Below are 21,517 nucleotides of genomic sequence, written 5' to 3' on the forward strand. Positions count from 1 at the left end.
CTTGAGGTGGCAGGCAAATTTTACAAGTTGTTAGCACAGAAGTAGCAAATAGCAAATAGGGAATAGGGGAGATAAGGTAGACAAGGTAGACAAGATAGACAAGGTAGACAAGGTAGACAAGGTAGACAGAGTAGACAAGGTATGAGAGAAAAACTGTTCCCTGTTCCCTAATGACTATTGACTATTGACTAATAACTATTGACCAGATAAATTAATAAGTATCCAATTACTTATTTATGGCTCGTACTCCTAAAATCACTAACCAGCAAATCTTAGATGCTGCCCGTGAAGTCTTCCTACAAAAAGGCTTTAGTGGCTCTACCCTAGAAATTGCTCAACGAGCTGGAATTTCGGAAGCATCTATCTTCAAACGCTTCGCTACTAAAGAAGACCTATTTTTTGCCGCTATGGGTATGCCTGATACAGCCCCTTGGATAAAAGAATTAGAGGTTTTTTGTGGCAAAGGTGATCTCAAGCAAAATCTAGTTGCTATATTCCTCCAGATTTTGGATTTTTATAGCGTCGTCTTTCCGCGTATGATGATGCTCCGTTCTCGTGGTATGGATTTGCCAGAGATGAGAGGTAAAAATGCAAAACCCGTTCAAGAGTTAAAAATATTAATGGATTTTCTAGAACAAGAGATGAATCAAGGGCGGCTTCGTTCTTGTGATGCTCAAGCTTTAGCTCATATGATTATGGGTGCATTGATGAACTATGTTTTTTTGGGGCAAATATCATCTCCCATGACTTCACCTACACACTCACCTCAGATGGGAATAGAACTTCATCAATCAGTACAATCTTCAACAGCCACAAGATTATTTGTAGAAAACTTAGTGGAGATAGTCTGGCAGGGAATTGCACCTCACTAAACAATTGGTGTTGCATGATGAAGGGATGAATTGAGCCAAACCGGAAAATCGGATTATCTAAACCTAGCAACACCAAAAATGATCGAGTCAACTCAAAATTTTTTTGATTAATTAATAAGTTAGTGCTTACATTTTATTGCTGAGGGTAATTTTTATGTGGCTACGTCGTGCTTTCCTGTTAGGAATTATCTGCTTTTGTTTTGGTATTAACTTTTTTTTAGCTGCACCATGTCCTCAGTCACAATCATTAAGTTTACAAATGCCTGAGCAAAACTATTTGTGTAAATTTCAATTTATCGAATTATCTCATCGGTAATTAATTATAGCCTTTCTGGTGTTGCTGAATTGAGATATGAATTTAGCTACGCTAACGCAGAACCGCTTGCGATAGGCGCAAAGGTGCGAAGTAATAAAGGAAAATAAAGGTATTTCTGGCATTTAATATTCTGATTCAACAACGTCGCTTTTCTTATCCTAATTAAAGTACAAATGACAATCATTAAACGCAGATAAACGCAGATAAACGCAGATAATTTTGTCATTCAGGAGACTAGGAGAAGCTATATTCATAGTCTTACTAATTACCAAAACTGACATGCAAATGACAAATAAGATTGCCAAATGTCATCAGTAGCTTACTAATAAAACTATGACTTTTTTCCTACATCAATTCCTTGATATTGATGACTTTTTTCACTTATGAGATAGCTAAAAGGGCGGTGATAATTACTGGCATAGCGGGATAGATTCCCTACACTGGAACACCAGCAAATAGCAACAACAGTACAAACCAGGATATATTTTTATGTTACAACCAAAACGTGCCATCCTCTTACTAGGAACAGCCTTACTGTTTTCTCCTCTGGTGATGGGTACACCAGCACAGGCACAACCGAGAAATTCCCATAGAACAGTAGTTTACAGCAGAGAAGTTTACCCCAGAGTAGTCAGACTGAGAAATGGGGACTACCGATTGTCTAATGGGCAAGTGGTTTCTTCTCGGAGAGTAGTGAGACTACGTACCGCAGGTTACTATAGACTGCCTAATGGAGATATTATTCTTCCTAGTCAAGAGGTTGTTCCTGTGAGAAGAGTAGTGAGACAAAGCAATGGTTTGATTAGATTACCAAATGGTATATTAATCCGACTCTAATATTGCTCATCAAGGAGCTTTGAGGTTACAGTTCTAGCCTAGCAAAACTAGCTCTGTAACCGCTTTCTGCACAAATTTAATACAGGATTAGAAATGACGATTGAAACATCAAACCCTGTAGATACACCAGCATTAGTCACACCAACCAAGAAGAAAAGTAGAAACTGGCTAGCTTGGTTGATTGCTTTGAGTCTTTTAGGTGGAATTGGTTACACCATTTACTATCAAGTAGCGGTGAGTCCCCGCCAAGAAGCAAGACGCAGAGTTTTGACACAGGCGGTAGAGCGACAAACTTTATCGATCACAGTGACAGCTAACGGTACTGTCAAACCAGAACGCTCGATTAATTTAAGTCCGAAAAATTCTGGTATTCTCAAAAGACTGCTAGTCAAAGAAGGGGATTTCGTCAAACAGGGTCAGATTTTAGCTTACATGGATGATTCCAACCTGCAAGGACAACTCACCCAAGCAAGGGGACAACTTGCACAAGCCGAAGCAAATCTGCAAAAAGCCCAAGCTGGGAATCGTCCTCAAGATATTGCTCAAGCTCAAGCCCAATTAGATGAAGCCCTGGCGAATTTGCAAAAAGCGGAAGCGGGAAATCGCCCCCAAGATATTGCTCAGGCTCAGGCGAGGTTAGCGAGTAGTCAAGCTAACTTGCAAAAGGCAGAAGATGATTTTCGTCGCAATCAAGAACTTTATAATGCAGGTGCGATCGCTCTCCAAGTTTTAAACCAAAAACGCGCCGATCGCGATAGCGCGCAAGCCCAAGTGAATGAAGCAAAGCAAGCCTTAGCACTACAACAAGCCGGTTCGCGCCCAGAAGATATTGCACAAGTACGGGCTGTAGTCAAACAAAGACAAGAAGCCCTAGCATTACTCAAAGCTGGTTCGAGAAGGGAAGATATTGATGTGGCGCGCGCCCAGGTGATATCTGCTCGCGGTTCACTACAAAATACTCAATCTCAAATTAACGACACTGTACTACGCGCTCCTTTTGACGGTATTATTACCCAAAAATATGCTGATCCTGGGGCATTTGTCACACCTACAACCTCTGGTAGTGCGGTATCTTCTGCTACATCTTCATCAATTTTGGCTTTAGCAGCGACAAATGAAGTAGTCGCGAATGTTTCCGAATCTAATATTGCCAAAATTAGCTTAGGGCAAAAAGTCACTATTAGAGCAGACGCTTACCCTGGCAAAACCTTTACAGGTGAAGTCAGCCAGATTGCAGCTCAAGCCACAGTTGAGCAGAATGTCACCAGTTTTCAAGTCAAAATCCGACTTTCCGACCCCGAAAATTTATTGCGATCGGCGATGAACGTCGAAGCAGATTTTCAAGTTGGTGAAATAGAAAACGCCTTAGTTGTACCTACAGCCTCAGTAGTGCGTCGTGAAAATGCTACAGGTGTGTTTATTATGGGTGCAAAAGACAGACCAGTATTTACCCCCATTGAAACTGGAGTCACTGCTAATAATTTTACAGAAGTGAAATCGGGATTGACGGGTAACGAAAAAGTTCTGCTGAGTTTCCCACCAGGAACCAGAACCCAATCAACCCCAAGAGGCGGCCTGTTACCAGGGACAGGCGGAGGTCGTCGTTCTCGGTAGTGCTGTGCTTGCAACGCTTAAAGGTGTAAGGGTGGTATGTATAAAAAATATTTAAATTTAAGAATATGATTCAGGGTTTTTACAAGGCGATTCATCCTCGTGCCAAACAGGATAATTCCCGTTCTGTGCCATTTTTAGAAATTTTGTCAATGGCAACGGAAACCCTGTGGAGTAATAAATTACGCACAGGATTGACAATGCTGGGTGTGATTATTGGTATTGCTTCTGTAATTGCGATTACTTCCGTAGGACAGGGAGTACAAAAAAGCGTAGAGCAGCAAATTCAAGCCTTGGGAACAAATGTGCTGCAAATATTGGCAGGCTCTGCTAGGAGTGGCAATATTCGTCAAGGTGTGGGTTCTAGCAGTACCTTAACGTGGGAAGATGCCAAAGCGATCGCTCAACAAGCACCCTCAGTTGAGATTGTCTCTGCTTACTTACAACGGAATGCCCAGGTAGTTTACAACGGAGAAAACACAACTACCACCATCTACGGCACAGATTTAAACTACCCAGAAGCCAGAAACACCCACCCACAAACAGGAAGATTTTTTACCCAAGAAGAACTAGACACATCTGCACAAGTGGCAATTATCGGGCCGACAGTGCAGAGAACCCTGTTTGGAAACAGTGGCCAAATTATTGGGGAAAAAATCCGAATTCAGGGAGAAGCCTATGAAGTCATTGGCATTATGGAACCTAAAGGTTCTCAAGGCCCAATGGATAGGGATGATCAAATTTTCATTCCCTTGACGAGTATGTCAAAACGTCTGGTGGGAAACAATGCCCTGACTGGTGTTTCTGTAAGTGGCATTTTAGTCACATCAGAAAATCAGGAAAAACTAGAAGCCGCACAATTTCAAGTGACCAATATTTTGCGCTTGCGGCACAATATTTACCCCCCAGAACCAGATGACTTTCGCCTCACTAACCAAGCAGATATTGTCAGTACATTTACGAATGTAGTAGGTTTATTTACCATCATGGTAGTAGCGATCGCAGGCATTTCCTTGGTAGTGGGTGGAATTGGGATTGCTAATATCATGCTAGTTTCCGTTGTGGAAAGAACCAAAGAAATTGGCATTCGTAAAGCATTAGGCGCGACAAATTCCGCCATTCTCAATCAGTTTTTAGCAGAAGCGATCGTTATTTCGATTATTGGCGGCGGTATAGGGATAGTTAGCGGCGTGTTAATTGCCTTTGGTGCGTCCACTATTTTTAAATTTCCCTTTGTGATTTCAGTCGTATCAGTCATCGTTGGCTTTGGATTATCGCTGGCTGTTGGCTTAGTAGCAGGAGTGATTCCAGCCAGGAATGCTGCCAGATTAGATCCCATTACGGCGTTGCGTAGTGATTAACAGCACTCAGCACTAAAAAAGAGGTATAAAGTCAATGATTTGGTTGGAATCTATTACGAAAACCTACCAGTTAGGTGAAGTTCGAGTTCCTATCCTCAAAGGCATTCAACTTGGAATTACCACCGGAGAATATGTTGCCATTATGGGGGCTTCTGGTTCAGGTAAATCTACATTAATGAATATTTTGGGGTGTCTGGATCGCCCCACCAGTGGACTTTATAGCTTTGAGGGCAGAAATCTCACTACCTACGATGATGATGAGTTAGCTTACATTCGCAATCACAGAATAGGCTTTGTTTTCCAACAATTTAACTTATTACCACGAGCCACGGCGTTGGAAAACGTCATGTTACCGATGGTTTACGCCAATATCCCCAAGCGAAAACGCCAGCAGAAAGCCTTAGAAGCCTTAAAAAGAGTAGGACTGGAAGCACGAATCCATAACCGTCCGAGTCAACTTTCTGGTGGACAACAACAGAGAGTCGCGATCGCCCGTGCTTTGGTGAATCGGCCAGCTTTAGTCCTAGCGGATGAGCCGACAGGTGCCTTAGATACAGAGACATCTTACGAAGTGATGAACTTGCTCACCGAACTGAATGAGCAAGGAATCACAATTGTGATTGTCACCCACGAACCAGATATTGCCGCCCAAACTAAAAGAATTATTCGCGTCCAGGATGGTTTGATTGTCGGCGATCGCAACTCTCACCGACAAGCTAGTTAACTAACTGACAACATTTGAGTAGAACAGGGTACATAATTAAAGGTTTGTAGTGAGAACTTTAGTTCTCTCTCAGAAACGCTCCGCCTACAGAAAAGGACTAAAGTCCTAACTACGAACTTAGTATTAAACCTGTTTTGAAGGGATGCAGACATATTCGTGTTTGCATCCTTTCACTATTTTTTTGCGTCTATTCACCCATATGGATGATGTTACTTGAATATAGGGAGAATAATTTCCCATGCCCTATGCCCTATGCCCCATTCCCCATGCCCCATGTCATTCACCTTACAGGGTGAAGGCATATTTGATAAATCAAGGCTAGGATGACTGTTAAATCCGAAACATAACTAGTGAATTAACCCTAATCATTGTTAAATAAATATTTATTTCTAAAATATTCTTAACTATTTTCATTCCTCATCGAACCACCAATACTTTTCATAGACCACTACTTATGATTGCGTACATTGAAGTTCCCTTGATTGGCAAAATTAAGCACCCAGCTAGGTGGGTGATGGGGTTTCTGGTAGCTGGGAGTTTAATTGCTGCCACAACTACTTACAGTCTTGTGAATCGTGGCAATAGTCAACAAGATGTCACGCAACTGACTGTACCTGTAGAAGCTAAAAATGTGACTCTACGGATTACAGCCAGTGGCAAGGTTGTTCCAGTACAGAGTGTAAATATTAGCCCCAAAAATCCTGGTGTCTTAGCTGAGTTATACGTAGAACAAGGCGATCGCGTTGAGCAAGGACAAATACTAGCACGGATGGATATAGGCGATATCAAAGCTCAAGTTGCTCAGTATCGCGCCAATTTAGCCCAAGCCCAAGCCCAATTAGCCGAAGCCTTAGCAGGAAATCGTCCCCAAGAAATTGCTCAATCTAGAGCGCGTTTAGCCCAAGCCCAAGCCCAATTAGCCGAAGCCAAAGCTGGCAATCGTCCCCAAGAAATCGCTAAAGCCCAAGCCCAAGTAGATGCAGCCCGTGCTAGAGCAAATTACACTACAGAGCAGGTAAACCGCTATCAGTATTTATATCAACAAGGGGCAGAGAAAAAACAACTACTTGATCAGGCTATTAGTGAAGATAAAAGTGCCAAAGCTAATTTAGCTGAAGCCCAAAAACAACTCTCGCTGCTGCAAGTTGGTAGTCGTAGCGAAGTCATCGCTGCCAGAGAAGCTGCCGTCACCGAAGCCCGCGCGGCCTTGGTATTGTTGGAAGAGGGTAGCCGCAAAGAAGAAATTGCCCAACGTCAAGCTGCTGTGAAAATTGCCCAAGCGCAGTTAGCCGCCGCCGAAGTCAGATTGCAAGATACTGTAGTTACTGCGCCATTCTCCGGCATTGTTACCCAAAAATACGCCAATATAGGAGCTTTTGTGACTCCTACAACTTCCGCTTCTAGCAGTGCCTCAGCTACATCTAGTTCCATTGTGGCTGTCGCCAAAGGTTTGGAAATATTAGCGCAAATCCCAGAAGCCGACATTGGCAGAATTAAACCAGGACAACAGGTGGAAATTGTCGCGGATGCTTATCCTGAAGATGTTTTTCAAGGACGGGTGCGTTTGATTGCACCGGAAGCTGTAGTAGAACAGGGTGTGACATCCTTTCAGGTGCGGGTAGCTCTGGAAACTGGTACAGATAAATTACGTTCTGGTTTAAACGTCGATTTGACCTTTTTGGGCGATCGCCTCAACAATGCTTTAGTTATCCCCACCGTTGCGATTCTCACCGAAAACGGCAGAACAGGTGTATTAGTTACTGATGCCAAAAATAAACCCCAATTTCGAGAAGTGAAAATTGGCGCGCAAATCCAAGATCAAACCCAAGTAGTATCAGGAATCCAAGCAGGCGATCGCGTGTTTATTGACTTACCCAAAGATTACAAAATCCAAAAGGCAAAGGAAAAACAAAACCAATGAACTTCCTAGAAAGTATGCAAATGGCGGGGAAGACTCTGCTAGCAAATAAACTACGTAGTGCGCTCACCATGTTGGGTATAGTCATTGGTAACGCTTCCGTAATTGCCATGATTGGGATTGGGGAAGCGGGACAAAGCTATGTCAATAAACAATTGGAATCTTTGGGGCCGAATGTATTATTTATCATTCCAGGGAATCAGGAAACTGAACGCATTTCCAGAGATTTGCCTAAAACTCTAGTATATGAAGATGCCAAAGCGATCGCGAGTCAAGTACCCACCATTGCCAATGTCACAGCCGAATTAAATAGTCGGCAAGTAGTGACTTATAGTAATAAAAATACTGATGTCAATATTATTGGCACAACGCCAAGTTTTTTAATAGTCAGAGATTTTGAAGTTGACCAAGGCAGATTTTTTAGCGACGTAGACATGAAGCGCAGCAATCAAGTTGCGGTTATTGGTGCAAAGTTAGCAACTAGACTGTTTGGGAATAGTAATCCAGTAGGGCAACAATTTAGAATCAAAGACACCAGCTTTCAAATTATCGGAGTCTTAGAAGGCAAAGGTTCAAACTTAGGTGTAGATTATGATGATTCAGCTTTGATTCCCGTGTTTACAATGGCTAATCGCATCGTAGGACGGACTTCTCCCTACGGTTTGGAGTTAAGTTATATTGTAGCTTCCGCCAAAAACGCTGAAAGCGTTGATGCAGCAGCATTCCAAATCACAAATTTATTACGCCAACGCCACAAACTCATCGGTGAAGACGACTTTACGATTAGAACTCAAAAAGATGCTTTGCAAGTAGTGGGACAAATCACTGGCGCATTAACCACCATGCTAGCAGCGATCGCCAGCATCTCATTATTTGTAGGCGGTATCGGCATCATGAATATTATGCTCGTTTCCGTCACCGAACGCACCCAAGAAATCGGACTGAGAAAAGCCATTGGTGCTACTGAGCAAGATATTTTACTGCAATTTATGATTGAAGCCGTAATTGTATCAGCCATTGGTGGCTTAATCGGGACAGGAATTGGTGTCAGTGGCATTATGTTAGTAGCGGCTTTGACACCTTTAGAATCAGCCTTATCCCCCGTAGCGATCGCTGCCACTGTCTGTATTTCCGGCGGTATCGGTTTATTCTTCGGTGTAGTCCCCGCCAGACGCGCCGCCAAACTCGATCCCATTGTGGCATTAAGGAGCATATAGGAAAGGTAAAAGGCAAAAGGCAAAAGGCAAAAGAAAAACCTCTTTTGCCTTTTGACTTGTTTGAAATCAGAGAATTTATACCAACTAGCAATTAGGTAGCATTGTTTCGATACTCTGGAACAGGCTACGAATCTAGGCTTTTAATCCAAAATCCGAAATCCGTCTTGAAAAGTTTCCTACGGTGGGAAACCCGCCTACAGAACTTTTCGCAAAATCCAAAATTGGTATTACTCCCCTATTAACGGGATTCCGTTCCTTGATTGGGGCTTCCGGCCACGCTATCTTCTCCTGGTGCTTCTGGTTTAGCAGTTTCTCTCGCATCAGATTGAGAAGCGTCACCAGTTTTGCGAATATCTTCTTGGAGAGGGGTTTGGTAGCCACCGGAAGCTGTGGGTGTAGTTTCTTGATTTTTAGATTTTTGTTTCTTTTCTTCAGACATAACTATACTCCTTCATTTATTTCAGGCATCATTATAAAAATTTAGGAATGGTAATTTTATCTATCTAGAATCTGGTTATGTTTAATTTTTCAGTCTATCGAAAGTATTGTTTAGTATCACTTATATAACCTGACAAAAATAAACATAATTAAATCTTTGTCGCTCAAAACATCTTTTATTACCTACTAAGAAATAATTTATGAGACAGAGTGAGTTATCATTGCCACCAGGATGTGAACTACGGAGAGCGACATCTCAAGATATGCGATCGCTCAGACGATTAGTTTTTTCAGCGATGCTTGACCCCACCCAATTACACTGGCAACAATTTTGGGTAATTGAATTTCAAGCAGAGGTCATAGCCTGCGGACAATTGCGTAACTTTTCTCAAGCTCAAGAACTCGGTAGTCTAGTTGTTAAACCAAATTGGAGAGGTCGCGGTATAGCAACTTTCCTCACACACTATCTCATCACTCAAGCCACACAGCCTTTATATTTAGAATGTCTAGGTCAGCGACTAGCACAGTTTTACAGTCACTTTGGTTTTGTGCAAGTAGACTTTGAAAATTTACCTAAATCACTCCAAAATAAATTTAAAATCTCCCAACTAGGTAAAAAAATCCTGAGAGTTCCCGTAATTTTCATGCAACATCAAGGCGAAGCAACGCGAAATCAGAACTCTTGACCATCTTCACTGCAATACCACTCATACCAATTCACAATTCGCAAGTCGCAATTCGCAATTAAAAAACTTAGATGCAGCAAAGCTTTCATGGTTTCCGTCTGTATCAATATTTTCGCGAATTGGTATCAGCACTCAGCACTCCTCACTCTTCACTCAGCACTCAGCACTCCTCTCTAACAAACACCGTCAGCAAAACAGGCCCCAATAAGTAATGATGCTGTAAACACCGCAAACCAGCAGCAGAACCAAGGATTTCTCGTTGTTGGGGACTATAGAATTTAATTCCTTGATGACCAATTGACAATGCTTGTGGTTCTTTCTCTTTTTGCGTGGTGATATCAACCAAATAAAAGCGTCCACCAGGAGTTAATACCCGCACTACTTCCTCTAACACCTGTTTTGGTTCTAAATAGTGCAGAAAACTAATAGTGTTAAACACCGCATCAAATTGACCATCCCCAAAAGGTAGAGCCTCGGCTTTACCTTCAATAAAAATTAACCGGGGACGATGGCGGTTACTTTGTCGAGCGATTTGTAACATTTGAGTTGATAAATCTAAACCAGTTCCCCGCAATTGGGGAAATTTATCAGCCAAACGTTCTAGCAGGCGGCCAGTACCACAGCCTAAATCAAGTACATTGGCTCTTTCTGGTAAGTCCACATATTCTAACAGGCGTTTGTGGATGGCTCGATAAAACACAGAAGGTAAGAGCCAGTCATAACTAGAAGCCCATCGGTCAAAAATAAACTTTTTGTTGTTGAGAAATTCGTTAGTCATTTGTTTTCTTAACCTCTTGTCGCGCAATGCTTCCAGCAATTAATTAGCCTTCTCTAGCCTAGCGTTTAGGAGTAAGCCGTCGCCTATTCAACTAGCACATTTTTGCCAGTGACTAGTCAAAGCATTTTAGATTCAATCCAAAATCCAAAATCCAGAATTCGGAGGATCAACAGTTAACTAACACCACATTCTGTAATCAGGATATTTGCAGATGTAGTTAAAAGTATCTCAAACATGACTTTTGTCAGGCGTGAGAACTGCATAAAAAAACATAGCCTAACTGTATTTATATATAGATGGTTAAATGCAAAACACCAGTAAAATGATGAAGGTAATAGATTATGACTACTTTTACTCAAATTCAATCCCACAACGACCTACTTGAGCCGATTCGCAGATGGTTAGAAGGTATCGAAATTCATAACCCTAAACTAGCTCATCTGTTGTGTAAAGTTATTCCTGCTCAATGTCCATTTGAACGTGATGTCAAATTATTCGGTCGTAAACTATTTCACATTCCGCCAATGTGTAAATTAAATCCTTTCTACGAACAAGTGGTAGGTTTACGTTTTAAGGCTCTTTGCTATTTGGCTGATGAATGTGGTGAAGATATAACAGCTTATTGCTAAATTTTGATCATTGCTCAAGTTTAGAGCAACTCGTAATACCCAATAGAGATAGGTAGTATTGTTTCGAGATTCTGGAATGAGTTACGAGCTTCAGCTTTTTATCCAAAATCCAAAATAGGTTAATCGGTAATTACAGACTTCCCCTTGTGAGTTACGCAAAAGTATACTAAGCTAACGGAGAACTATTTAGATACGCATATAATCTGCCAGCACAAAATGGTATTAGTCACAGCAACTATGTGCAGGCGAAAATTTTCAATTATAGGTATCTTAATATTTTTACCTTATCTTTTTACTTTTGCTCGATCATGACCCACATCTTGTTGGTTGAAGATGAAGTCAAGCTAACCCGATTTATGGAGTTAGAACTGAACTATGAAGGTTATCAAGTCAGCGTCGCCTACGATGGGTTAACTGCTCTTATGGCAGCACAGGCGTTAAAGCTAGACTTAGTTATTGTAGATGAAACTTTACCTGGTGGGTCGGGATTAGAAATTAGCCGCCGTTTGCGAAGTATTGATCAGCAAGTGCCGATAATTTTATTAATCGCTCCAGATCAGATGAGCGATCGCACTACGCCCTTAGATCCTGCTGTGACTGATTATGTCATTAAACCCTTCAATATAGAAGAACTATTAACTACAGTCAATGCTCATCTCGCGAAAAAATTCTAGATTATAAGGTTTATAGGTTTAGGGGAAGATTGGGAATGCGATCGCCTCCCGATGATGTGCTTTTTACTTAAATTCGACGGGAAAGCCTGTTCCCTTTCTCGTAGAGAAATAATTTCAGTAAAAATTCATCTAACTCATAACTAGTTATATTAGGATGCACACAGTTTAATTTCAAACAGTGTTATGAGTTACCTAGAAACAGCCGCCCAATTTTACAGCGAAGTCGCCCAAACTCCAGAAGTAGGACTTTGCTGTGTTCAAAGCACACCGATGCAACTTCCAGGGTTAAAGATACCTTGCAAGATGCAGGATATGAACTACGGTTGTGGAACTACTGTTCACCCCACTGAACTTTCCCATCAGCCGACGGTTTTGTATGTCGGCGTTGGTGGCGGTTTAGAAGCTTTGCAATTTGCTTATTTTTCCCGTCGTCCTGGCGCAGTAATTGCGGTTGAGCCGGTTGCAGCTATGCGGGAAGCAGCAAGAACTAATTTAGAACTTGCTGCTAAAGAAAACCCGTGGTTTGATCCCAGCTTTGTAGAAATTCGCGAAGGAGACGCTTTTGATTTACCTGTGGCTGATGAATCTGTAGATATTGTTGCCCAGAATTGCCTGTTTAATATTTTTGCACCTGAAGATTTAACTCGTGCGCTACAAGCAGCTTATCGGGTGTTAAAACTAGGTGGACGTTTGCAAATGAGTGATCCCATTGCTACCCGTCCGATTCCTCAGCATTTGCAGCAAGATGAAAGGCTAAGGGCTATGTGTTTATCAGGCGCACTCACCTACGCAGAATATATCCAACGGATTATTGATGTTGGCTTTGGTCAAATTGAAATCCGCGCCCGTCGCCCTTATCGCTTACTAGACTCAGAAACTTATCAGTTAGAAAAGCATCTACTTTTAGAAAGCCTGGATTCAGTAGCTTTTAAAGTGGCAATTCCTGAAGATGGTGCTTGTGTTTTTACAGGAAAAACCGCTATTTATGCCGGTAATGAACCATTTTTTGATGATGCGGCTGGTCATTTATTGCAACGTGGCATTCCGGCAGCTGTTTGTGATAAAACTGCTGCTAAACTAGGAGCTTTAAAGCCATCAGAAATAATGATTACTGAATCAACCTGGCATTATAGCGGTGGTGGTTGTTGTTAATTTATTATCCTCAAAATGTGGGAAGTCAGTATATTTATTGCTACGCTATTTCTAGCCTACGCTAAAGGGTCTAACGACAATTTTAAAGGTGTAGCTACGCTATTTGGTAGTCGGATAACTAGCTACCAAACAGCAATTTTATGGGCAACTTTCACTACTTTTGCAGGTGCATTGACATCCATTTTATTTGCTGACAGTTTAGTTCAGAGATTTTCCGGTCAGGGTATCGTGAGAGACGCGATCGCTCAAGGTGATAATTTTCATATAGCAGTGGCGATCGCTACTGGCGTAACTGTCATGATTGCGACTAACTTGGGCTTACCAGTCTCTACTACCCATAGTTTAATCGGTGCTATTTTCGGTGCTTCATTAGTGGCAATTGGACTGGAAGCTAATTCTACAATACTTTTAAATTCTTTTGTTTTACCCTTATTTATCAGCCCTCTTATCGCCATTCCTTTAAGTGCAGGCATTTACAGTTTAACTGAATATATTCAACCAAAATTATCTATAACCGTCAACCCAAAAATAGTGGATAATATTCATTATATTAGTGCTGGGTTGATTTGCTTTATTCAAGGTTTTTATGATACTCCCAGATTAGTATCTCTGGTAATTATTATTGAATATTTTTCTAGACAAGGTGCAATAATTACTATTGCGATGGCTATGGGTTTGGGTGGTTTGATTAGTTCCCAAAGGATTGCTGAAACCATCAGTTTAAAAATCACCCCAATAAATCCAACTCAAGGATTATCAGCTAATATTATCACTAGTATACTAGTAATTATAGCTAATTTTTTTGCATTACCTATCTCCGCAACTCATGTTGCTGTTGGTTCTATTCTTGGGGCGGGAATTATTACAGAAAAAGTCAACAAGTTTGTTGTATTTAAAATACTTATAGCTTGGATTTTAACCTTGCCTACTGCCACAATTATTAGTGGTGTAATTTATAGACTTTTACAAAGATAGTAATAGTAATCAAATTCAGGGATCATCACCAATGATTAATCAAATTTATAATTTACCCAACAAAGTTATTAATCCCTTTTCCCAAAAAATAAATTCTCAGTTAACTAAAAAAAATATTAATATCTTACAAATTAATTTAGGTAAACGCTGTAATCTTAGCTGTAACCACTGTCATGTAGAAGCTAGTCCGAAACGTACAGAAGAATTATCTCCACAAATTTGTGAACAATTAATCGAGTTAATCGAAAGATTCCCTGAAATTCAAATTGTCGATTTGACTGGTGGCGCACCAGAAATGAACTATGGATTTAAATCATTAGTTGCAGCCGCCAGGAAAAATCACAAACAAGTAATAGTTCGTTCTAATTTGACAATTTATTTTGAAAATGGGTTTGGTGACTTACCAGAATACTTTGCTCAAAACCAAGTAAGAGTAGTGGCTTCTTTGCCCTGTTATTTAGCAGATAATGTTGATAAAATGCGGGGTAATGGTGTATTTACAGCCTCCATTAAAGCCTTACAATGGCTAAATCAGCTAGGCTATGGTACAGACGCAAATTTAATTCTAGATTTAGTTTATAATCCTCAGCTTCCCAATAGTGAAAAATTTTCGTTAACCCCAGAACAAAGCAAGTTAGAACAAGACTATAAACTGTTTCTCAAAGAAAATTTCAATGTAGTATTTAATCACCTATTTACAATCACTAACTTACCCGTTGGTAGAACTCTCTTTCACTTAGAACGTAAAAAACTCTATAGTAGCTATTTACAGTTTTTAGAATCCCATTTTAACGAGAGTACAGTTGAGCATTTGATGTGTCGTGATCAGCTATCCGTAGACTATTTAGGTAATGTGTATGATTGCGACTTTAATCAAATGATGAATTTACCTGCGAAAACTGCCAATGGTGAAAATATAACTGTCGCTAAATTACTCGCAGCCGGCAGTTTAAACTTAATTGATGAAATTCAAACGGCAGATTATTGTTATGGTTGCACTGCTGGATGTGGTTCTAGCTGTGGTGGTGCTTTACTTTAAGAAACATGAAATGGGGCATGGGGCATTGGGCATTGGGTATTGGGTATTGGTAAGAATAAAAGTTGTAAACTTTCTCCCCTGCACCCTGCACCCTGCCCCCCTGCGAATATTAATATGCAAATCTAAGGCAAAACAGCTGATTAGGGGATCACTGCGATACACTCAATTTCCACTAATACATCCTTTGGTAAACGTGAGACTTCCACGCAAGCACGGGCGGGGGCTGTAGCTTCATCAAAATATTGTGCATAAACTGCATTCACAGCTGCAAAATCATTCATATCAGCTAAGAAAACAGAGGTTTTCACCACATCAGCCCATGTTGCACCGCCAGCCGTTAAGATAGCTTCCAGGTTAGCCATGACTTGCTGTGTTTGTTGCTTGACATCTCCAGTACCGACAATTTCACCGGTAGAGGGATTAAGGGCGATTTGTCCAGCTACAAATAGCATTCGACCAGAAACAGCGATCGCTTGATTATAAGGCCCTACTGGTGCGGGTGCTTGTGCAGTACGAATAATTTGTTTACTCATATTTCCTCAGTTGTGAAGCGGGGACGAATCCCATAATGTCGATAACGCCAATAATCCCGCAAAATGCGATCGTGGTCAAAACATAAATTACTCGGTACACACCAAGGCTCAAAAATACCCACATCTTTAGCATCATCCCCAGCGTGTGGTTCTCCTGTAGCGGTGGCGAGAAACACGATACTGATAGTATGCTGACGAGGATCACGCTTGGGGTCAGAATACACCAAAAATTGCTCAATTAATTCTATCTCTAACCCGATTTCCTCTAGAGCCTCCCGCCGCGCCGCCACTTCCACAGGTTCACCATAATCCACAAACCCCCCAGGAATCGCCCAACCTAAAGGTTCATTATGGCGTTCAATCAAAATAATCGGTCGATGAGGTCTATCTATCAATTCAATAATGATATCTACGGTAGGTGCAGGATTTTTGTACATAGTCAATGGTCAATAGTCATTAGTCATTAGTCATTAGTCATTAGTCATTAGTCATTAGTCAGCATTCAGCACCGGCTAAACGCCGCGCTACCGCTAACAGCACTCATTACTCAGCACTCATTACTCATTACTCATTACTCATTACTCATTACTCATTACTCAGCACTGCCGATTTCCCACCAAAGGATAGCTTTCCAAGCTGACCTCGGCGTGATAAATTCTATGGGATTGCTTGCTCCTATATTTCACAATAAATATGCCTTTTCCTAGATCCAGTGGTATTTTGCTGCATCCTACCTGCTTTCCCAGTCGATTTGGGGTTGGAGATTTGGGTTTGGAAGCTTATAAATTTATTGATTTTTTGAGGGACAGTTACCAGCAATATTGGCAAGTTTTACCTTTAGGCCCTACTGGTTATGGTAATTCTCCTTATGCTTCTTATTCGGCAATGGCGGGGAATTATTTACTGATTAGCCCAGAAAAATTACAAGAGCAAGGTTTGTTAGCAGAGGAGGATTTCGCTAATTTACCAGAATTTGATCCCTCTCAAGTAGATTACGATCGCATCATCCCCATTAAGGTAGGGCTATTAAAAATCGCCTGCAAAAATTTTCAAACTCAAGCTACGCCTCTACAACAAACAGAATTCGCCGGATTTTGTAGCAGCAAAGCCTATTGGTTGGATGATTATGCTCTATTTATGGCTCTCAAGGATGCTCACGACGGTACAAGTTGGCATACTTGGGAAACGGAATTGGTGAAGCGTGAGCCTACCGCCTTAGAAGATGCCCAACAAAAATTAGCGGCGGAGATTTTTTATTATAAGTTTGTGCAGTTTGAATTCTTTCGCCAGTGGTCAGAATTGAAAATTTACGCTAACATGAGCGGCATTCAAATTATTGGCGATATTCCTATCTATGTAGCTCAAGATAGTTCCGATGTGTGGGCGCATCCCGATATTTTTTGTTTAGATGAAGAAACAATGCAACCTGCTTTAATGGCGGGAGTTCCACCAGATTATTTCAGTGCTACTGGCCAATTATGGGGCAATCCGGTTTATAACTGGGAGGAATTGCAAAAGCAAAACTTTCAATGGTGGCTGGGTCGCTTTGAGGCGATGCTGGATTATATAGATGTGATTCGCATTGATCACTTTCGAGGCTTTGAAGCTTTTTGGGCTGTACCACAAGGAGAAGAAACAGCAATTAATGGCGAGTGGGTAACAGCACCAGGAGAGGAATTGTTTGATGCAATTAAGCAAAGTTTAGGTAAGTTACCTGTATTAGCGGAAGACTTGGGGATCATTACACCAGAAGTTGAAGCTTTGCGAGATAAATATGAGTTTCCTGGGATGAAAGTATTACATTTTGCTTTTGGTTCTGATCCTGGGAATCCGTTTTTACCTTTCAATTATGGTCGCAATTTCGTTGTGTATACTGGCACTCACGACAATGACACGACTGTCGGCTGGTTTAATACAGCCAATGACTACGAAAAGCAGAATCTTTTACTGTATTTGGGTTGTGTCAGTCCTGAAGGAATTCACTGGGATTTCATTAGATTGGCTTTAAGTTCCGTTGCCAATCAAGCAATTATTCCTCTACAAGATATCTTAGGTTTGGGAACTGAAGCGCGAATGAATTATCCTAGCACTGCTGAGGGAAATTGGCAGTGGCGTTATCAATCGGGAGCTTTATTACCAGAATTAATCGATCGCTTAAAAAATCTCACTAAACTCTACGGACGCGCTCCCCAAGGAAAATAGGGGAAACGAGGAACTAGGGGGATATTTCCCCTGCTTTTCCTCTATATTTCTATGATTCTGGTTTAACGGCAGCAATTTTAATTTCTTCCTCTTTACCAAATTCCCCCATTTGCTTGGGTGCTTGCTGATTAACACTCATCAGCACACCACCAGCGTTAGTAGTCTTGACAGTTAACTGTTCTTGTGCCTTCCAAACCCGATGCGCCCCTTCAGGTAATACTCCTTCAAACTCGGTTTTTCCATCGGCTACTACCCGAATCCAAGAGGATGCTTTTAAAGTGACACCAATTTGGACTGGTTGATCATTTGTGTTAGTAGCGAGGCGGTTGCTAACTGGAACAGTTGAGGAATTAGCAGATTGATTGGTTTGATTATTGACGACAGTTTCTTGATTGTTTTGTTTTGGCTCACTATTACTAGCTCTGAAGGCAGCATTATTCAATACGTGAGATAAACTGCTGACTGAGCAGATAATCAAGAATACATAAAGTAAATAAAGATGTATGGGACGCAGTAAACCCATTGAGATGGGTGAAGTAGGAGTTGCAGAGGAAGTATTAACTACCGGAAAACCCACGGGAAATTGACTGGCGAATTCTACACCGTTAAAACCTAGGGCATCTGCAAATTGTCTGATCAAGCCTTGAATATAGATTGGTTCAGGTAAATCATTTAAATTACCTTCTTCAATTGCTTGTAACAGACGGCGAGGAATCTTGGTCAATGTCACCATTTCCTCTAAAGATAAACCCTTCTCTTGACGTGAAGCCCACAACTGCGCGCCTAGTTCTGCTAATTTTTCGGCTCTTTGTTCATCTAAAGACAGTTGTGGCTGTTCATTATTTTTTCTCTTGAACCATTTCATGATTTTGTTTACTCCTTACCTCAGCAGAATCATTAGTAGGTATGTGTTTTGTTTGGTTTTGCAAACAGCGAACTTCATCATCTTGGAGAAAACGATATTGACCCTCTTTTAAGAGGGGCGTTTTTGATGTTTTGAGTTGAATAGAGCCGATCGCACTCCGATGTAACTTCACAACTGGATACCCCAACTGTTCAGCTACACGACGAATTTGGCGGTTTCTACCCTCCTGGAGAACTATTTCTAAACGACTGCTATTAGTTAGCCTTTCTAAGTAACTTACCTGGGCTGGACGGGTTTTTCTCCCGTCTAACAGCACACCCCTACGCCACTTTTCCAGCACTACTTCCGAGGGATGGCCTTGAACGACGACTTGATAGGTCTTGGGAATACTATGACGCGGATGGGTGAGCTTAAAAGTCAAATCTCCATCATTGGTGAGGATCAAAGCACCAGAAGAATTGACATCTAAACGACCAACAGGATGAATACCAATATCTTGACGTAATTTTGGTGGTAATAAATCTAGAACTGTTGTTCTCCCCTGGGGATCGTGACAAGTTGAGACTACTCCCAAAGGTTTGTTCAATAAAACGTACACTAGGGGTGGACGACGTTTGGCCAATATTGGCTGTCCGTCAACTGTGATCGTATCCTTTTCGGGGTCAACTTTTTGTCCTAATTGGGCTAATACACCATTGATCTGCACACGCGATCGCCGAATCATCTCCTCAGCTTCTCGACGTGAGGCTATACCTAATTCCGATAATACTTTTTGTAACCTAGCCTCCATGTGGAAATTACGGTCATTGATCTAATGGTTTATATAATATTCATCATATTGGCATTTTGATGGAAGTAGCTATAAATGTTACATTTAGAGCTTGTCGCCGCTCAGTTGTCACTGGGCAACTACCCATCAATTAAAATATTTCAATGCCACAGCAGAATTCCCTTCCCCAAGGCGTTAACAAAATCCGCATAATTACGAGCGTCCTTAAAACAGCATTGAAGCTATGGTTAAGGGCGCAAGTCAGCCAAGTATCTCAGCTAGAAGTGGATCTCAAAGCTAGCGATCGCCAGCTGCTTTCCGGTTGCGTTCCTTGGGTTGCCATCTTTGCCGATCATGCTGTCTATCAAGGTCTCCATATTACCCAAATTAAACTAGCAGCAGAAAATATTCAAATCAATATAGGGCAAGTCCTTAAAGGGCAGCCCTTGCAACTGTTACACATAGTACCAGTAGTAGGAGATTTGACCATAGAAGAGGAGCAACTAAACGCTTCTCTCTCCTCGGAATTATTAACGGCTGCTTTGAGTGATTTACTGGTTAAACTTTTACCAGAATATTGTCCAAAATCCAAGCCTGTGATTTGGCAAAAGATTAGTTTAGACAATCAACTCATCAAGCTGAATGCTATCGTAGCATCTACGGGTGAACAAATACCTTTAGAAATTAATTTCTCCTTAAAATTGCTGAGTGGACAAGAGTTGCAACTATCGCAGATAAAAGTCACAGAAAATGCGATCGCCATCTTAGAAAGTAGCGATAGTTACAATTTTCATCTAGGCTCAGACGTTGACCTCCAAGAACTCACCGTGATCCCCAATAAATTAGTTTGTCGCGGACGAGTGAATGTGAATCCTTGAGGGGTTTAGGGGTTTGGGGGTGTAGGGGGGTAAGGTTGTAGGGGACAAGGTAGACAAGGTAGATAATGGAAGAAAAACTAATGACTAATGACTAATGACTAATGACTAATGACTAATGACTAATGACTATTGACTCATCAACGGCAAAATCAGGGTGACAAAATAATAGACTATTGGAGCTGTAAAGATATAGCTGTCGGTACGATCTAAAATTCCACCGTGTCCAGGGATCAATTGACCAGAATCTTTCACGCCTGCATCCCGCTTGAGCATTGATTCTGTAAGATCACCCAACAAACTAGCAAGACCAATCAGTAACCCCAGGGTCGTACCTGTGATCAGAAATTGGGGCAACTTTAAATAGTAAGCACCCACCAGCGCGACTACCAAACTGGCACTGATCCCAAAGACAGCACCTTCAACGGTTTTCTTGGGACTAATATCAGACAGACGGGTTTTCCCAAAAAATTTCCCGATAGTATAAGCACCAATATCAGCAGCCCAAATACATAAAAAAGTGAGTACCGTAATTGTTAACCCTTGGGGTAAAGCCGCAAAGTGATTTTCTGTAAAAAAATCTTGCCAGGCGGCTGGCCAATAACCACCTAAAGGTAAATTGCTGATAGCTGTACTACCGATAGTGCGTAACCGCACCCAGTAACTGGGCAAATACCCTACATAAAATAGCCCCATAATTGAAGCTGAAACATCGGCGATGGTAGCCATTTTCGGCTGAAACAGTAAATAAAAACAAATAAATGTTCCCGCCATCGGCATCACTGCATCCGCTAAAGCGTTGTCAATTTGAGAAACAGCTAGTAAAACTAAACTCAAGCAAAGCGTAGTTTTAGCGGCTGGGACAATACCTCTAGTTCGTACCAAATCAAAATATTCCTGTTGTCCCAAAAAAACGACAACACCAAGCATGATAGTAAAATACCAACCCCCCAATAGGACAGCACCCAAAGCAAGAGCGATCGCAATAATTCCACTAATAATTCGAGACCAAGGCATAGAAGTAATTAATATGGGGATTGGGGATA

The 21,517-nt window shown here is 41.4% G+C and carries 22 protein-coding genes; 15 read left to right on the top strand and 7 right to left on the bottom strand.

All coding sequences use genetic code 11. The features are described from left to right. Nucleotides 1-236 precede the first annotated feature (236 nt). From CLI64_RS26285 to CLI64_RS26315, 7 genes are all read left to right on the top strand, one after another. Nucleotides 237-872: a TetR/AcrR family transcriptional regulator gene (locus CLI64_RS26285; protein ID WP_103139978.1), complete on the top strand. Its 636-nt coding sequence runs from the start codon at nt 237-239 to the stop codon at nt 870-872. Nucleotides 873-1,677: 805 nt separating this feature from the next. Beyond that, on the top strand, nt 1,678-2,025 hold the full coding sequence (locus CLI64_RS26290; protein WP_103139979.1) for a hypothetical protein: 348 nt from the start codon (nt 1,678-1,680) through the stop codon (nt 2,023-2,025). A 93-nt stretch (nt 2,026-2,118) separates the two neighbouring features. After that, a complete protein-coding gene (locus CLI64_RS26295; protein WP_103139980.1) occupies nt 2,119-3,639 on the top strand; it encodes an efflux RND transporter periplasmic adaptor subunit in 1,521 nt (506 codons plus the stop codon). Between the two features lie 65 nt (nt 3,640-3,704). Then, on the top strand, nt 3,705-4,997 hold the full coding sequence (locus CLI64_RS26300; protein WP_103139981.1) for an ABC transporter permease: 1,293 nt from the start codon (nt 3,705-3,707) through the stop codon (nt 4,995-4,997). A 34-nt stretch (nt 4,998-5,031) separates the two neighbouring features. After that, entirely contained in the window at nt 5,032-5,721 is a 690-nt protein-coding gene (locus CLI64_RS26305) for an ABC transporter ATP-binding protein (protein ID WP_192881603.1), read from the top strand. Nucleotides 5,722-6,175: 454 nt separating this feature from the next. Beyond that, nucleotides 6,176-7,642, top strand: a complete 1,467-nt coding sequence (locus tag CLI64_RS26310; RefSeq protein WP_103139983.1) for an efflux RND transporter periplasmic adaptor subunit — start codon at nt 6,176-6,178, stop codon at nt 7,640-7,642. Next, nucleotides 7,639-8,856: an ABC transporter permease gene (locus CLI64_RS26315; protein ID WP_103139984.1), complete on the top strand. Its 1,218-nt coding sequence runs from the start codon at nt 7,639-7,641 to the stop codon at nt 8,854-8,856. The genes CLI64_RS26310 and CLI64_RS26315 overlap by 4 nt, the downstream gene beginning before the upstream one ends. A gap of 238 nt (nt 8,857-9,094) precedes the next feature. Here CLI64_RS26315 and CLI64_RS26320 read toward each other — a convergent pair whose 3' ends face one another. Further along, on the bottom strand, nt 9,095-9,295 hold the full coding sequence (locus tag CLI64_RS26320) for a hypothetical protein (RefSeq protein WP_103139985.1): 201 nt from the start codon (nt 9,293-9,295) through the stop codon (nt 9,095-9,097). 199 nt (nt 9,296-9,494) lie between these two features. Here CLI64_RS26320 and CLI64_RS26325 point away from each other — a divergent pair, with 199 nt between their 5' ends. Continuing rightward, complete coding sequence (locus CLI64_RS26325) at nt 9,495-9,980, top strand: GNAT family N-acetyltransferase (RefSeq protein ID WP_103139986.1); 486 nt, start codon at nt 9,495-9,497, stop codon at nt 9,978-9,980. 160 nt (nt 9,981-10,140) lie between these two features. Here the strand turns inward: CLI64_RS26325 and CLI64_RS26330 are convergent, their stop codons facing one another. After that, on the bottom strand, nt 10,141-10,758 hold the full coding sequence (locus CLI64_RS26330) for a class I SAM-dependent methyltransferase (protein ID WP_103139987.1): 618 nt from the start codon (nt 10,756-10,758) through the stop codon (nt 10,141-10,143). A 341-nt stretch (nt 10,759-11,099) separates the two neighbouring features. On the opposite strand from CLI64_RS26330, the gene CLI64_RS26335 reads away from it, so the two are divergent. From CLI64_RS26335 to arsS, 5 genes are all read left to right on the top strand, one after another. Then, nucleotides 11,100-11,387 (top strand): Mo-dependent nitrogenase C-terminal domain-containing protein, encoded by a 288-nt coding sequence (locus tag CLI64_RS26335; protein WP_103139988.1) that lies wholly within the window; start codon nt 11,100-11,102, stop codon nt 11,385-11,387. A gap of 308 nt (nt 11,388-11,695) precedes the next feature. After that, on the top strand, nt 11,696-12,061 hold the full coding sequence (locus CLI64_RS26340; RefSeq protein WP_103140888.1) for a response regulator transcription factor: 366 nt from the start codon (nt 11,696-11,698) through the stop codon (nt 12,059-12,061). A 183-nt stretch (nt 12,062-12,244) separates the two neighbouring features. Next, nucleotides 12,245-13,213, top strand: a complete 969-nt coding sequence (gene arsM, locus CLI64_RS26345; RefSeq protein WP_103139989.1) for an arsenosugar biosynthesis arsenite methyltransferase ArsM — start codon at nt 12,245-12,247, stop codon at nt 13,211-13,213. A gap of 15 nt (nt 13,214-13,228) precedes the next feature. Beyond that, the gene (locus CLI64_RS26350) at nt 13,229-14,188 is read left to right on the top strand and encodes an inorganic phosphate transporter (RefSeq protein WP_103139990.1); all 960 of its coding nucleotides are present in this window, start codon (nt 13,229-13,231) and stop codon (nt 14,186-14,188) included. 31 nt (nt 14,189-14,219) lie between these two features. Continuing rightward, nucleotides 14,220-15,227: an arsenosugar biosynthesis radical SAM (seleno)protein ArsS gene (arsS, locus tag CLI64_RS26355; protein ID WP_103139991.1), complete on the top strand. Its 1,008-nt coding sequence runs from the start codon at nt 14,220-14,222 to the stop codon at nt 15,225-15,227. 140 nt (nt 15,228-15,367) lie between these two features. On the opposite strand, the gene CLI64_RS26360 is transcribed toward arsS, so the two are convergent. Next, on the bottom strand, nt 15,368-15,760 hold the full coding sequence (locus tag CLI64_RS26360) for a RidA family protein (RefSeq protein WP_103139992.1): 393 nt from the start codon (nt 15,758-15,760) through the stop codon (nt 15,368-15,370). Continuing rightward, the gene (locus tag CLI64_RS26365) at nt 15,757-16,197 is read right to left on the bottom strand and encodes an NUDIX hydrolase (protein WP_103139993.1); all 441 of its coding nucleotides are present in this window, start codon (nt 16,195-16,197) and stop codon (nt 15,757-15,759) included. Before CLI64_RS26365 ends, CLI64_RS26360 begins: the two co-directional genes overlap by 4 nt. Nucleotides 16,198-16,453: 256 nt before the next feature. Here CLI64_RS26365 and malQ point away from each other — a divergent pair, with 256 nt between their 5' ends. Beyond that, on the top strand, nt 16,454-17,962 hold the full coding sequence (gene malQ, locus CLI64_RS26370; RefSeq protein ID WP_103139994.1) for a 4-alpha-glucanotransferase: 1,509 nt from the start codon (nt 16,454-16,456) through the stop codon (nt 17,960-17,962). Between the two features lie 49 nt (nt 17,963-18,011). On the opposite strand, the gene CLI64_RS26375 is transcribed toward malQ, so the two are convergent. Then, the gene (locus CLI64_RS26375; RefSeq protein WP_103139995.1) at nt 18,012-18,827 is read right to left on the bottom strand and encodes a RodZ family helix-turn-helix domain-containing protein; all 816 of its coding nucleotides are present in this window, start codon (nt 18,825-18,827) and stop codon (nt 18,012-18,014) included. Next, nucleotides 18,802-19,617: a pseudouridine synthase gene (locus CLI64_RS26380; protein WP_103139996.1), complete on the bottom strand. Its 816-nt coding sequence runs from the start codon at nt 19,615-19,617 to the stop codon at nt 18,802-18,804. The genes CLI64_RS26375 and CLI64_RS26380 overlap by 26 nt, the downstream gene beginning before the upstream one ends. A 143-nt stretch (nt 19,618-19,760) precedes the next feature. On the opposite strand from CLI64_RS26380, the gene CLI64_RS26385 reads away from it, so the two are divergent. After that, nucleotides 19,761-20,474 carry a DUF2993 domain-containing protein gene (locus CLI64_RS26385; protein ID WP_103139997.1) on the top strand — a complete coding sequence of 238 codons (714 nt, stop codon included), beginning with the start codon at nt 19,761-19,763 and terminating at the stop codon, nt 20,472-20,474. Between the two features lie 126 nt (nt 20,475-20,600). Here CLI64_RS26385 and CLI64_RS26390 read toward each other — a convergent pair whose 3' ends face one another. Then, entirely contained in the window at nt 20,601-21,488 is an 888-nt protein-coding gene (locus CLI64_RS26390) for a phosphatidate cytidylyltransferase (RefSeq protein WP_103139998.1), read from the bottom strand. Nucleotides 21,489-21,517: the final 29 nt, after the last annotated feature.

The sequence above is a fragment of the Nostoc sp. CENA543 genome (genome assembly GCF_002896875.1).
Taxonomy (GTDB): Bacteria; Cyanobacteriota; Cyanobacteriia; order Cyanobacteriales; family Nostocaceae; genus Trichormus.

Bases quoted from the DNA above. Each gene is read 5' to 3' on its own strand.
- CLI64_RS26285 (WP_103139978.1), top strand. From the start codon at position 237: ATGGCTCGTACTCCTAAAATCACTAACCAGCAAATCTTAGATGCTGCC.
- CLI64_RS26290 (WP_103139979.1), top strand. From the start codon at position 1,678: ATGTTACAACCAAAACGTGCCATCCTCTTACTAGGAACAGCCTTACTG.
- CLI64_RS26295 (WP_103139980.1), top strand. From the start codon at position 2,119: ATGACGATTGAAACATCAAACCCTGTAGATACACCAGCATTAGTCACA.
- CLI64_RS26300 (WP_103139981.1), top strand. From the start codon at position 3,705: ATGATTCAGGGTTTTTACAAGGCGATTCATCCTCGTGCCAAACAGGAT.
- CLI64_RS26305 (WP_192881603.1), top strand. From the start codon at position 5,032: ATGATTTGGTTGGAATCTATTACGAAAACCTACCAGTTAGGTGAAGTT.
- CLI64_RS26310 (WP_103139983.1), top strand. From the start codon at position 6,176: ATGATTGCGTACATTGAAGTTCCCTTGATTGGCAAAATTAAGCACCCA.
- CLI64_RS26315 (WP_103139984.1), top strand. From the start codon at position 7,639: ATGAACTTCCTAGAAAGTATGCAAATGGCGGGGAAGACTCTGCTAGCA.
- CLI64_RS26320 (WP_103139985.1), bottom strand. From the start codon at position 9,295: ATGTCTGAAGAAAAGAAACAAAAATCTAAAAATCAAGAAACTACACCC.
- CLI64_RS26325 (WP_103139986.1), top strand. From the start codon at position 9,495: ATGAGACAGAGTGAGTTATCATTGCCACCAGGATGTGAACTACGGAGA.
- CLI64_RS26330 (WP_103139987.1), bottom strand. From the start codon at position 10,758: ATGACTAACGAATTTCTCAACAACAAAAAGTTTATTTTTGACCGATGG.
- CLI64_RS26335 (WP_103139988.1), top strand. From the start codon at position 11,100: ATGACTACTTTTACTCAAATTCAATCCCACAACGACCTACTTGAGCCG.
- CLI64_RS26340 (WP_103140888.1), top strand. From the start codon at position 11,696: ATGACCCACATCTTGTTGGTTGAAGATGAAGTCAAGCTAACCCGATTT.
- arsM (WP_103139989.1), top strand. From the start codon at position 12,245: ATGAGTTACCTAGAAACAGCCGCCCAATTTTACAGCGAAGTCGCCCAA.
- CLI64_RS26350 (WP_103139990.1), top strand. From the start codon at position 13,229: ATGTGGGAAGTCAGTATATTTATTGCTACGCTATTTCTAGCCTACGCT.
- arsS (WP_103139991.1), top strand. From the start codon at position 14,220: ATGATTAATCAAATTTATAATTTACCCAACAAAGTTATTAATCCCTTT.
- CLI64_RS26360 (WP_103139992.1), bottom strand. From the start codon at position 15,760: ATGAGTAAACAAATTATTCGTACTGCACAAGCACCCGCACCAGTAGGG.
- CLI64_RS26365 (WP_103139993.1), bottom strand. From the start codon at position 16,197: ATGTACAAAAATCCTGCACCTACCGTAGATATCATTATTGAATTGATA.
- malQ (WP_103139994.1), top strand. From the start codon at position 16,454: ATGCCTTTTCCTAGATCCAGTGGTATTTTGCTGCATCCTACCTGCTTT.
- CLI64_RS26375 (WP_103139995.1), bottom strand. From the start codon at position 18,827: ATGAAATGGTTCAAGAGAAAAAATAATGAACAGCCACAACTGTCTTTA.
- CLI64_RS26380 (WP_103139996.1), bottom strand. From the start codon at position 19,617: ATGGAGGCTAGGTTACAAAAAGTATTATCGGAATTAGGTATAGCCTCA.
- CLI64_RS26385 (WP_103139997.1), top strand. From the start codon at position 19,761: ATGCCACAGCAGAATTCCCTTCCCCAAGGCGTTAACAAAATCCGCATA.
- CLI64_RS26390 (WP_103139998.1), bottom strand. From the start codon at position 21,488: ATGCCTTGGTCTCGAATTATTAGTGGAATTATTGCGATCGCTCTTGCT.